Annotated in this window: 11 protein-coding genes and 1 pseudogene; 7 read left to right on the top strand and 5 right to left on the bottom strand. The window is 64.6% G+C overall.

What is annotated here, in order from left to right; translation table 11 throughout:
• The first annotated feature begins 176 nt into the window (after positions 1-176).
• Positions 177-1,598: a MocR-like pyridoxine biosynthesis transcription factor PdxR gene (gene pdxR, locus AB4061_RS05965; RefSeq protein WP_441631842.1), complete on the top strand. Its 1,422-nt coding sequence runs from the start codon at positions 177-179 to the stop codon at positions 1,596-1,598.
• 142 nt (positions 1,599-1,740) lie between these two features.
• On the opposite strand, the gene AB4061_RS05960 is transcribed toward pdxR, so the two are convergent.
• Together AB4061_RS05960 and AB4061_RS05955 are read right to left on the bottom strand one after the other, a co-directional pair.
• Positions 1,741-3,630 (bottom strand): potassium transporter Kup, encoded by a 1,890-nt coding sequence (locus AB4061_RS05960; protein WP_441631825.1) that lies wholly within the window; start codon positions 3,628-3,630, stop codon positions 1,741-1,743.
• Between the two features lie 240 nt (positions 3,631-3,870).
• A complete protein-coding gene (locus tag AB4061_RS05955; protein WP_441631823.1) occupies positions 3,871-4,896 on the bottom strand; it encodes an aldo/keto reductase in 1,026 nt (341 codons plus the stop codon).
• Positions 4,897-5,051: 155 nt separating this feature from the next.
• On the opposite strand from AB4061_RS05955, the gene cls reads away from it, so the two are divergent.
• Positions 5,052-6,485 (top strand): cardiolipin synthase, encoded by a 1,434-nt coding sequence (gene cls, locus AB4061_RS05950; protein ID WP_441631821.1) that lies wholly within the window; start codon positions 5,052-5,054, stop codon positions 6,483-6,485.
• Positions 6,486-6,512: 27 nt separating this feature from the next.
• On the opposite strand, the gene AB4061_RS05945 is transcribed toward cls, so the two are convergent.
• The 3 genes from AB4061_RS05945 to AB4061_RS05935 all read right to left on the bottom strand — a co-directional run bounded on the left by AB4061_RS05945 (position 6,513) and on the right by AB4061_RS05935 (position 7,640).
• Positions 6,513-6,983 carry an ion channel gene (locus tag AB4061_RS05945; protein WP_441631819.1) on the bottom strand — a complete coding sequence of 157 codons (471 nt, stop codon included), beginning with the start codon at positions 6,981-6,983 and terminating at the stop codon, positions 6,513-6,515.
• Between the two features lie 167 nt (positions 6,984-7,150).
• Positions 7,151-7,411: a nuclear transport factor 2 family protein gene (locus AB4061_RS05940; RefSeq protein ID WP_441631817.1), complete on the bottom strand. Its 261-nt coding sequence runs from the start codon at positions 7,409-7,411 to the stop codon at positions 7,151-7,153.
• Positions 7,371-7,640, bottom strand: coding sequence for a hypothetical protein (locus tag AB4061_RS05935; RefSeq protein ID WP_441631815.1), 270 nt, complete (start codon positions 7,638-7,640; stop codon positions 7,371-7,373). Before AB4061_RS05935 ends, AB4061_RS05940 begins: the two co-directional genes overlap by 41 nt.
• Before the next feature lie 395 nt (positions 7,641-8,035).
• On the opposite strand from AB4061_RS05935, the pseudogene nthA reads away from it, so the two are divergent.
• The 5 genes and pseudogenes from nthA to AB4061_RS05910 form a co-directional block, all read left to right on the top strand.
• Positions 8,036-8,716: pseudogene (gene nthA, locus AB4061_RS05930) on the top strand (nitrile hydratase subunit alpha); the annotation flags it as partial.
• A 20-nt stretch (positions 8,717-8,736) separates the two neighbouring features.
• Positions 8,737-9,312: a nitrile hydratase subunit beta gene (nthB, locus tag AB4061_RS05925; RefSeq protein WP_441631813.1), complete on the top strand. Its 576-nt coding sequence runs from the start codon at positions 8,737-8,739 to the stop codon at positions 9,310-9,312.
• A complete protein-coding gene (locus tag AB4061_RS05920) occupies positions 9,305-9,691 on the top strand; it encodes a nitrile hydratase accessory protein (protein WP_441631811.1) in 387 nt (128 codons plus the stop codon). Before nthB ends, AB4061_RS05920 begins: the two co-directional genes overlap by 8 nt.
• A 172-nt stretch (positions 9,692-9,863) precedes the next feature.
• On the top strand, positions 9,864-10,460 hold the full coding sequence (gene ribA / locus AB4061_RS05915) for a GTP cyclohydrolase II (protein ID WP_043355124.1): 597 nt from the start codon (positions 9,864-9,866) through the stop codon (positions 10,458-10,460).
• Positions 10,461-10,573: 113 nt separating this feature from the next.
• Positions 10,574-11,989, top strand: coding sequence for a sensor histidine kinase (locus AB4061_RS05910; RefSeq protein WP_441631809.1), 1,416 nt, complete (start codon positions 10,574-10,576; stop codon positions 11,987-11,989).
• The last annotated feature ends 17 nt before the right edge of the window (positions 11,990-12,006 follow it).

Below are 12,006 nucleotides of genomic sequence, written 5' to 3'. Positions count from 1 at the left end.
GCCGTCAACTGAAAAACTTTGAGCGCATGAAGATCCTGTTGGATCGCTGGATCGACCTATCGATGGAGTTGTCAACTTTGCGGCTGGCCAAAACCGGGGACTGAGCTACCGGAAGAACTTGGCACTGTCCAGATTCTAAGATGGCGTTATTCACAATAAGGAGCCATTTCTTGGCAATGCGAGGAGCCGTTCAGGGTCAATTGCGCCAGCAGGTCTATCTACGCCTGCGCGAAGGCATCGAGACTGGGGTCTTCGCGGCTGGCGCCCGCCTGCCGCCCTCGCGCGAGCATGCACGTGTACTGGGCGTGTCACGCAACACGGTGCTCTGGGCAGTAGAGCGCCTGCAGTCCGAGGGCTACTTGGTCGCTCGGGTTGGCGATGGCACCTATGTGGCAGAGCKTAGCCCTCCGGTTCGTGGCACTGCACACGGGCTGAAGATTGTCGCGCACCAGTTGTTGTCGCAGCGTGGTCGCTTGATTGCCGAGACCGGTTCGCGCTGGAACCCCGCCACGGGCGAGGCATTACCCTTTCGCCTTGGTCGCCCGGCGCTGGAAGCGTTTCCGTTCGCCATATGGGATCGATTGGAGCGAAAGACACCGATCGCCACTCGCGTCGTTGGCGCCGGTTATACCGAGGCTGCCGGCCATCCACCGCTGCGCGCTGCGATCGCGCAATGGCTATTGGTGTCCCGCGGCATCCGCTGCGATGCGGGGCAAGTGCTGATCACCGCCGGCTCGCAACAGGCATTGGACCTGGTTGCGCGACTGCTGCTCGACGTTGGCGACGAAGTGCTGGTCGAAGACCCGGGCTATCCAGGTATCCGTGCCAACTTAGTAGCGCATGGGGCACTGGTGCGGCCAGTTCCAGTCGACGCGCAAGGACTGTGCATTGCGCAAGGCGCACCGCTTTATCCGAGAGCAAAGCTCGCCGTTGTGACGCCAACGCATCAGTTCCCGCTGGGCGTACCCATGAGCCTGGCTCGCCGCAGCACCCTGATCGAGTGGGCCCGAGCGAATCGAGCATGGATTGTCGAGGATGACTATGACGGCGAATTCCAGTACGGCGCCCAGCGGATTCCCGCGCTCTGCAGCATGGCGCACGACGCGCGCGTACTGCATGTAGGCACGTTTTCGAAGTCACTGGGTGCGGGGCTTCGATTGGGGTTCATCGTGCTGCCTGATGAACTGGTCGATGCGTTCACGCGAGCGCGGGCGTTGAGTGATCGCCAATCGCCCGGCGCAGTGCAGGATGTACTCGCGCGATTCATCGCCGAGGGTCATCTGCTACGTCACCTGCGTCGCATGCGAGAGTTATACCGAGAGCGTCAGGCCTCGATGATTCACCATCTCACGCGAGCCACCAACGGTGCGATTGCGCTTGAACCCAGCTTACATGGCATGCATCTCGCCTTCGAAATAGGTGGACAAATCCGAGACACTGATTTGAGCCGGCGAGCGCAAGACGCAGGCGTGCATCTCGCGCCGATCTCGAGCTATTGCATCGCGGCAAAGCGCCGCGGTTGGTTGTTCGGATATGCGGGCTACGACGAGGCTGCGCTCGCTCGTGCAGCACGTGCGCTGGGGCGGCAATTGGGATGATCTGGAAGGACTAAAGGTACGGGCGATCCCTCGAGACCGCGATCCTTGCGAGGCAGAGCGGTTGGTCACGACGCAAGGTGCGTATTGCAATGCGTTGGCCGGCAGGGGAGCTTGATCGTCAGATTGTCCGATTGCCCGATTGTCATAACGAGACGCGGCGGCCAATCTCCACCACCTGATCGCTGGGCAGCCGGAAAAGATCGGTAACGTGCATGCCGTTCCTGACCATCAAGGCGAACAGCTTGCCTTGCCAGCGCGGCATCCGGCTGTCGCCCTCGCGCAGCACGATGGTCTCCAGGCCCATGTAGTAGGTAATGGTGCCCAGGTCCAGCCCGCAGGGCAGCAACTGGGGCAGTAGCAGCAGCTTGGGAATATCGGGCCGCTCCATAAAGCCGTAGCGGGCGTTGGCGCGCCAGAAGCCCGGCATCAGTTCCGTCAGCGTCAGGCGCTCGGCATCCTTGATCCACGGCACCGTCTCCGTCACGATGCTCACGGCAAGGATCTTTTGCTGCAAGGCGTGGTTGCGCTTGACATGCCACAGCATCACCGGCGGCGTGCCATCCAGCGTTCGCGTCAGGAACACCCCGGTCCCAGGCACGCGCGGAACGTTCTTTGCCCGCACCTCGGCCAGGAACGCTTCAATCGGCATGATGTCTTCGTCGATGGCTGCCGAAATCGCGGCCGTGCCCCGATGCCAGATCGACATGACGCCGTAGACAACCGCCGCCAGCATCAACGGGATATACCCGCCATCCAGTACCTTGGCGAGATTGGCCACGAAGAACCCGCCGTCGATGGTCAAGAAGACGCCGGACACGGCCGCGCTGGCCCACAGGCTCCAGCCCCAGATATCGCGCATGGCGATAAACAGCAGCACGGACGTCATCAGCATGGTGAGGGAAACGGCGATGCCATAGGCGGATGCCAGTTGATCCGATGACTTGAAGAAGAGCGCCAGGCCGACCGTCACCACCATCAGCAGCCAGTTGACCGTGCCGACATAGATCTGCCCATAGCCCTCCTCGGAGGTCTGCCTGATCCGCAGATGCGGCAGCCATCCTAGCAGGATCGCCTGGCGTGTCATGGAAAAGGCGCCGGTAATGATGGACTGGCTGGCGATCACCGTCGCCATGGCGGCCAGGATGACCAAGGGCACCAGCAGCGGCGGCGGGCAGAGCAGGTAAAAGATGTTGTGCGTTGAGTCGGCCCCGGACAATACCAGCGCGGCCTGTCCGGCATAGTTGAGCAGCAGGCTGGGAAAGACGATGACGGACCAGGCGAGGCGGATCGGGCGCGGCCCGAAATGGCCCATGTCGGCATACAGCGCCTCGGCGCCGGTCACGCAGAGGAAAATGCCGCCCAGCACCAGGAAACTGGTATAGCCATTGGAGAACAGGAATTCCAGGCCATAGACCGGATTGAGCGCAATCAGGATCGATGGGTGCAGCAGGATGCCGCGAATGCCAAGCACGGCTATGCACAGAAACCATAACGCCATGATCGGCCCGAAGGTCCTGCCGATGCGGGACGTTCCCATTGGCTGAATGGCAAAGAGCGCCACCAGTATGGCCACCGTGGCCGGCAGGATAATGGCTTTGGCCTCGGGAAAGACAATCTCCAGCCCCTCCAGCGCGGAGAGCACGGAGATGGCCGGTGTGATTGCGCCATCGCCATAGATCAACGCCGCCCCGAACAGCCCGGCGGCCACCACCAGCGGGCGTTTTTTCTTCTTGATCCCCAACAGCGACATCAGAGCGAGAATGCCACCCTCGCCGTTGTTATCGATGCGCATGGCAAAGGACACATACTTTACCGTCGTGATGATGATCAATGTCCAGATCAGCAGGCTCAGCAGGGCCAGGATAACCGGTGCCGACGGTTTGCCGCCCGAGAGCGCACGCACGGTTTTCAGGGTGTAGAGCGGGCTGGTGCCGATGTCGCCAAATACCACGCCCAGTGCGGACAACCCCATGATGGCGAGGCCGGAACGGGTTTTAGCGGGTGTATCGATCAGCGCAGGGGCTTGCGGCATGACTATCTCTCCAGGCAACCCATTGAAGAACATTCCGGGAAGCCCGGGATGGAGATCATGGTTTGTAAGCCAATATGATGATAATCGCGAGGCAAGACCCGTGGTCTGTCGGCGAAACGTGGACTGGCCCGAGCGCGAGGCGCTGGCCAGGGCGGGCGGCCCGGCAACCGCGCGTGCAGGTTGCCAAGCTGGCTGGTTGTGGGTGGGGTAGCCGGCGGGCCACCCTGGCGGGCAACGCGGTCAGGCTGCCGGAACCGGACGCCCGGTCAGCGGATAGTTCGGATCGTTGTAGCCATGCGTGGAGGCATGTCCGGGGCGCACCAGCTGGTCAACCAGGGCCTCCTCTTCGGCGGAGATGGGCACGCCGACGGCGCCAAAGTAGTCCTCGAACTGTGCCAGCGTGCGCGGCCCGGCAATCACCGAGCTGATGATGGGGTTGGCCAGCACCCAGGCGGTGGCGAACTGGCCCAGCTTGAGGCCGCGCGCATCGGCGTGCGCCTTCAGCGTCTGGGCAATCACCAGCGATTCCTCGCGGAATTCCGTTTCCATCATGCGGCGGTCGGCACGGCCCGCGCGTGAGTCTTGCGGGGGCTGCTGGCCAGGCAGGTACTTGCCGGTGAGCACACCGCGCGCGATCGGGCTGTAGGGCACCACCCCAAGGCCGAAGTGCTGGCAGGCCGGCAGGATTTCCACCTCGGGCATGCGGTTGAGCAGGTTGTAGTAAGGCTGGCAAACCACCGGGCGCGGCACACCCAGCTGGTCGCACAAGCGTGCGGCCTCGGCGATGCGCCAGCCGCGGAAATTGGACAAGGCCCAGTAGCGGATCTTGCCGGCACGGACCAGGTCGCCCATGGCACGCACGGGTTCTTCCAGGTTTTCGCCGGGGTAGTCGCGGTGCAGGTAGAGGATGTCGAGGTAGTCGGTGCCAAGCCGGCCCAGGCTTTCCTCGACTTCGCGCAGGATCCAGGCGCGCGAGTAGTGCGAATGGTTGGGCGCAGCCTGCATCGGGTTGCCGAGCTTGCTGGCCAGGATCCAGTCATGGCGGTCGGCGGCGAGCAGCTTGCCCACCATGCGCTCGGAGCCGCCCTTGCTATACACGTCCGCGGTGTCGATGAAGTTGACGCCGTGCGCGCGGGCACTGTCGACGATGCGGCCGGCCTCGGCTTCGTCGGTCTGGTCGGCGAACATCATGGTGCCAAGGCATAGGGCCGATACCTTGAGGTTGCTGGCGCCCAGGCGCCGGTACTCCATCTTGAACTCTGACATTGCGGTCTTCCTTGATGTGGCTGGCGGTAAGGCAGTAAAGCGGTAAGGCGTGAGAGCTTAACGCCTGCGGGGAAATTCTGCCCGCCCCCGGCTCGAGGCTATGCCAGAATGCTAGCCATTGTGGTCCGGCTCCGCCAAGGCGAAAACTAACGATCATGCTCAGCCCCTCCCTCGTCGCGGCGACCGTGCTGGTGTTCCATCTGCTTGGCGTCGTCGCGGCCTTGCACGCGGTCATGACGGTGCGCACCGCGCCCGGCGCCATTGCGTGGGCTGGCTCGCTGGTGATGATGCCGTACTTCACGCTGATCCCGTACCTGATCCTCGGCAGCAGCAGTTTTGCCGGCTACGTGAATGCCCGGCGCTTCAACAACGACCGGTTGCGCGAGGTCACGCACGAGATGGGGCCGCACGAGCGCGAGGCGCGCGACGCCAGCGTGGTGCACTCGCCCTCCGAGCCTTACCTGCGCGCCTTGCCCCGGCTGACCGGCATGCCGTGCCTGGCCAATAACGCGGTGCGGCTGCTGGTCAACGGCGAGGCGACGTTCGAGGCCATCTTCGCGGCGATCGCCGCCGCGCGGCAGGTGGTGATCGTGCAGTTCTTCATCGTCCACGACGATGCGCTCGGGCGGCGCCTGCAGAGCCTGCTGTGCGAGCGCGCTGCCGCGGGCGTGAAGGTGTATTTCCTCTACGACAGCATCGGCTCGCATGCGTTGCCCAGCCAATACGTCAAGACGCTGCTGGCCGCCGGCGTGGAGGCGCGCGCCTTTGCCACGCGGCGCGGCTTTGTCAACCGCTTTCAGCTCAATTTCCGCAACCACCGAAAGCTGGTGGTGGTGGATGGGGCGTGCGCGTTTACGGGCGGCCACAACGTTGGCAACGAGTACCTCGGGCAAAAGCCGCCGCTGGCGCCCTGGCGCGACACGCATATCGAGATCCGCGGCAGCGCCGTGCTGGACTTGCAGATGGTGTTTGCCGAGGACTGGTTCTGGGCCGCGCGGGAGGTGCCGATGCTGCTGCCCCCGCCGGCAGCACCTGCCGGGGGCATGACCTGCCAGGTGGTGCCGTCCGGCCCCGCCGACGCGCAGGAGACCTGCTCGCTGTTCTTCGTCGAGGCGATCCAGGCGGCGCGCTGGCGGGTGTGGATCACCAGCCCGTACTTCGTGCCGGACGAGGCCGTGTTCGCCGTGCTCCGGCTGGCAGTGCTGCGCGGGGTTGACGTACGCATCCTGCTGCCGGCGCGCCCCGACCATCTCGTGGTGTTCGCCGCCTCCACGCTGTATGCCTACCAGGCGGTCTGCGCGGGCGTGAAGCTCTATCGCTACGAGCCGGGCTTCCTGCACCAGAAGGTCATCCTGATCGACGATGAGGCCGCGGCGGTTGGCAGCGCAAACCTCGATAACCGCTCGTTCCGGCTCAATTTCGAGCTGATGGTGATGACCGCGGACCGCGATTTTGCCGCCAGCGTGACGCGCATGCTGGAGGCGGACTTCGCGCAGGCCCGCCAGATCGAGCGCAGCGAATACACCGCCGCGCCGAGGCTGCACCGCGTGGCGATGCACGTGGCCACGCTCTTCGCGCCGATCCTCTAGCCGTGCGCGAGGCCCTGCGCTCCGTGCCTACAGATCCGCTTGCGCCGCTTGCATCGAGGTGCCGGTTGGCCAGTCGCGGCGCATGATGATGTAGGTGAAGGACGTCGACCAGCCGATCAGGATCAGGCCCACCAGCGGCTCGATGCTGGCGAGCAGGCGCGTGGCGCCGACCGGCGCGATGTCGCCCAGGCTTTGCGTGGTGAAGGTCTCAAGCGAGAAATAGAGGTAGACGATGGGCGTGATGGGATGGGCACTGGCGAGGCCGCCCAGGCCCAGCACATAGCCCGCCACCCAGTAGCCGACGGCGAACACCATGGCTTCAAGGCTATGGGCCAGGATGATGCAGACGATCAGCACGCCAACGTTGACGCGTCCGGTCCAGCGGCGCGGATTCATGCCTGACAGCAGGCGCAGGGCTTCGTAGTGGATGGCGACCACGGCCACGGTGAGGATGCTGGCGCAGGCCAAGGCCAGGAGATCGTGGACGGTGAGATTCATTGGGCATTCCTTGTCGGGCCGGGCTCGCCTCGGTTGCGACGCGGCACGCGATAGTGACCCCCCTTGCCGCCGGTATGTTCCCCGGAACATGGACGCGCACGGTCACAAACTGCTTGGAATGTAACGGGGGATCACGCGCAATGCCAGCCCGATGCGCACTAGCGCGGCTAGGGCTTGCCCTTCCGGGTGAAGTGGAAGTCCCACAGCAAAAACGCCTGGCCCGGCTGCCGGCATTGCTCATCAATCACAAAGCGCGGGTTGCCCGTGGCGACGAACATGCGTGCAAAGATCCGGCGGATCGCCTTGCGTCCGCGCACATCGTTGAAGGGATCCTTGCAACGGGCATCGTCGGCATAGAAGCGCGCAGTGTCGCCCAGCGAGGCGGGCCTAGTCGAACTCGACGTAGAGTTCGCCGCGTGGCCCGTCAAAGCCAACGCGTGGCACCTTGCCGTGTTCGCGGCTGGAGCGGGCCAGGGCGCGGAGTTCGGCCTGCCTGGCGGGCTCGCGCAGGCTGCGGCGAGCCTTGGTGCTGATCTCGACCGGGCCGCACAGAGGGTTGTCGCAGTCGTACCGCACCCATTGCCCGTAACTGCCTCGGCGGGCGCTGGCTGCGGCCTGGGTGCCGCAAAGCGGGCAGTATGCTAGTTTTTCCTTCATCGCCGTCAATGGTCGTAAAGGGGAGGGGGCAGGGGCAGGGAAATTGGTACAGGCACCATGCAGCCTCGCTGGTAGCAACGCAAAAGCCGAAATGAAACGTGGCCAGCCACGCAGCCAGGTGGTCAACGTCCTGGCAGATTTTGCATACAAGTCTGCGCAGTTCGCGGTTGTGGTGCTGCCCCTCTTTAGAGGGGATCGATTGGACGAAGGGGCGCTCGGGACGCAGTGAGCGCGGTGAGCGCGACGGTCACGGTTTGCGGGCGATGCCCTGGAGCCTGCGGGCCTGGCCCGGGGCGCCTGGTGGCCCGGATTGCCAGGCGCTGCGCGCGCGGCCATACTGAGCGCTCAGCAGTGTCCGTGCCAGAACGATCCCGGAACGATCTCCCCAGACATCCATGCGCCAAGACTCTCCCGACTCGCCAGCCAGTCCCCCGCACGACCATGACCACGACCATGACCATGACCATGGCCATGACCATGAGCATGATCACGGCGGCAGCACGCTCTCCGAGATGGACCTGCGCGTGCGCGCGCTGGAATCCCTGCTGGTGGAGAAGGGCTATGTCGACCCGGCCGCGCTGGATGTCCTGATCGAGACCTACGAGCAACACATCGGCCCGCGCAACGGGGCGCGCGTGGTCGCCAAGGCCTGGGCCGATCCCGCCTACAAGGCTTGGCTGCTGGCGGACGCCACAGCGGCCATCGCCTCGCTCGGTTTTACCGGGCGCCAGGGCGAGCACATGATCGTGCTGGAGAACACGCCCGCCACCCACAACATGGTGGTCTGCACCCTGTGCTCCTGTTATCCCTGGCCGGTGCTGGGACTGCCGCCGGTCTGGTACAAGTCCGCGCCGTACCGCGCGCGGGCGGTGATCGACCCGCGCGGCGTGCTGCGCGATTTTGGTTTTTCGCTGCCGCAGGCGGTGCAGATCCAGGTGTGGGACTCCACCGCCGAGCTGCGCTACCTGGTGCTGCCCATGCGCCCGGCCGGCACCGAGGGCTGGAGCGAGCAAGCGCTGGCGGAACTGGTGACCCGTGACGCCATGATCGGCACGGGCCTGCTGCCAGACGTGACCACGCCGGCTGGGAGCGCCGCATGCTCGCGCTTACGCTCGCCATGGGCGCGGTCGGCAAGTGGAATATCGACACCATGCGCGCGGCCCGCGAAAGCCTGCCGCCGGCGCAGTATCTCGGCAGCAGCTACTACCAGATCTGGTTCGAAGGCCTCAAGGCCATGCTGCTCAAGACCGGCATGGCCAATGCGGAGGAAATTGCCAGCGGCGCATCCACCACGCCGCCGCTGCCCCTCGCGCGCATCCTGAGCGCGGATCACGTTGCCCCAGCCCTGGCGCGCGGCACGCCCAGCGTCCGGCCGGCGCCGGGAGCCGCCCGCTTCCAGGTGGGCGACCGTGTACGCACCCGCCAGATGCATCCCGCCGGCCACACCCGGCTGCCACGCTATTGCCGTGGACGGCAGGGCGAGATCGTGGCTGTGCACGGCGCCCATGTGTTCCCGGATGCCAGCGCCGCCGGGGCAGGCGACCAGCCGCAGTGGCTCTACACCGTGCGCTTTGCCGCCACCGAGTTGTGGGGCCCCGACACCACCGCGGCCTCGGTGTGCGCGGATTGCTGGGAGTCTTACCTTGACCCGGCGGAGGTGGCCCATGGTTGATTCGGCGTCAACGTTGCCCTCGCCCGCAAGCCTGCTGGCCATGCGCTCAGCACTGCCGGCACTGCCTTGCGACAGCACCGGTCCGGTGTTCCGTGAGCCGTGGGAAGCACAGGCCTTTGCGCTGGCGCTCGCCCTGCATGCGCGCGGTGCCTTTACCTGGACGGAATGGGCGGCCACGCTGTCCAAGGTCATCCGCGAAGCCCAGGCCGGGGGCGATCCCGACAACGGCGAGCATTACTACCGCTTCTGGCTGACCGCGCTGGAGCGGCTCACCGCGGCCAAGGGCCTGGTCGACGGCGCCGCGCTGCTGGACCGGCGCAACGCGTGGGACGCCGCGGCCCGGCGCACGCCCCACGGCCAGCCGATCGAGCTTGGCTGAGGTGGCAAGAGGCAGGTTTTAGCGCGATATTCAGGCCAGAGACATGCCGCCGCAGCGCGCCCGGCCACTTGCCCGCCAGCGATCCGGCCCCGCTCGTGCTACCGTAGCGGACTAGACGCTATCAAGCGCCCCGATGCCGCGCCGCCAAGGCCGGCGCAACACTCCGACTGACATGAACGACACAGAGATCCAGCTGATCGGCTCGGCCCGCTTGCCGACCCGTTTTGGCGAATTTACCGCCCACGCCTTCAAGGGTGCCGTTTCGGGCATCGAACACCTTGCGCTGAGCGTCGGCGACATCACCGGCGAGGCTGTGCTGACCCGCCTGCATTCCGAATGCCTGACCGGCGACGTGTTCGGCTCGTGCCGTTGCGACTGCGGCGAACAGCTCGACCTGGCCATGAAGAAGATCGCCGAGGAAGGCCGCGGCATCCTGTTGTACCTGCGCGGCCAGGAAGGGCGCGGCATCGGCCTGGGCCACAAGATCCGCGCCTATGCGCTGCAGGACGGCGGGCTCGACACGGTCGACGCCAACCTGGCGCTGGGCCAGGAAATCGATAGCCGCAACTACGCCTTTGCCGCCGACCTGCTGCATCAGTGGGGCGTCAAGTCGATCCGGCTGATGAGCAACAATCCTAAGAAGAAGCAGGCGCTCGAAGCCGCAGGCATCAAGGTAGTGGAGCAGATGCGCCATATCGTGCCGTCCAACGCCGAGAACGAAAAATACCTGGAGACCAAGCGCGAGCGGATGGGCCACCTGTTGGATTGAAGCCAGGCGGCAATCTAGGTGTCATGGGCCGGTATGGCGCCGGCGCCATACCGGGCTGGAGGGTGCAAAAGCACTACCTGAGCTACTGAAAGCGCACAAATTGGGCAATGCACATGGCCTTGTCCGGCTACACTTTCGGATCGACGCTATCCCTTAAGCCGCCTTCCAACATGCTTGCCACGATTCGACGCAGTTGCGGTGACAGCTTGCTACGCCTGCGCCGCCTGCTGGCCAAGGAAGTACATCTCGACATTCGCCAGCCCGCGCAGGTAAAGCGTATTCATTTGCTGGGATTGCTTGCCTTCGTCGGTTATCCACTGTTTTACGTTGTCTGGAAGTATCTCTTTCCGCAACCGTACGAGAGCCTGATGCTGCGGCTGCTCGCCATGGTGATGTTCGCCCCGCTGATCCTGACTGGCGACCTGCGCGATCGCAAATGGCTGCCGGCCTATTTCTTTGTCACGCTGACCTACGGGCTATCGTTCCTGTTTGTCTACCTGTACCTGATGAATCACGGCAACCTGGTGTGGTCCCAGTCGCTGGTGATTGCCGTCGTCATCCTGTTCAATTTCAGCGGTTGGCTAGCGGGCGCCGCTTCGCTCGCGCTGGGAACGGCCGGAGCCTGGCTGGTCTACCGCTTCATGACTCCGCCGGCCGAGATACTGACGGTCAACTGGCTGATGGAGCTACCGATCATCGGCTTCACGATCTGTACCGTCGCCGTGCTCAAGATCGACCAGCGCATCCTGATCCAGGAAAAACTCGACGGGATGGCGATCGCGCTGGGTACCGTTGCCCATGAGCTGCGCACGCCGATTCGCAGCATCGGCTCCACCGCGCTGGGCATGGCGCGTTACCTGCCCGGCTTGATCCGCTTCTATCAGGAAAACGAGACTCCGGCGAACACGCTGAACCTGCCGCCGGGGCATTTCGGCCTGCTCAAGGACGCTTTGCCGCGTATCCAGCTTGAGGTTGACCGCATGAACCATGGCATCGACGTCCTGCTTGTGAACGCGCGGGTCGGTGCGATGCAAGAACCAGACGAGGAGTTTCTCCTGGGCAACGCTATCAATGAGGCCTTGGCGCGCTATCCCTTCGAAGCGGGGCAGCGCGAGAGCGTTCATGCCGATTTGGAAGAGGATTTCGTGGTGCGCGCTGACCAAAAACTCCTGGTCATGGTGCTGTTCAACCTTATCAAGAATGCGCTGCATGCCATGGCCCGCGCGGGCCATGGTGAAATCCGGCTTTGCACCGAGCGCGGCACTCGCCGAAACCGGCTGATCTTCCGCGACACTGGCAGTGGCATTCCCGCGCGCGAGCTGTCATCAATCTTCAAGCGCTTTCATACCTACCCCCGCAACGAAGGCACGGGCATCGGCCTGGCCTTCTGCAAAGACACGCTGGAAGCATGGGGTGGCCGCATTCATTGCCACTCCATCGAGCATGAGTACACGGAATTCATGCTGGAGTTTCCGCCCGTCGCTGCGCCTGCCACGCCGGCCAGGGAGGGTGGCGGCGCGGCTGGCTAGGCTGCCTTGCTCGCCGG

The sequence above is a fragment of the Cupriavidus sp. YAF13 genome (assembly GCF_052113425.1).
Classification (GTDB): Bacteria; Pseudomonadota; Gammaproteobacteria; order Burkholderiales; family Burkholderiaceae; genus Cupriavidus.
Note: the sequence above shows the minus strand (reverse complement) of the source record. Positions and strands in the feature narration are given on the sequence as shown.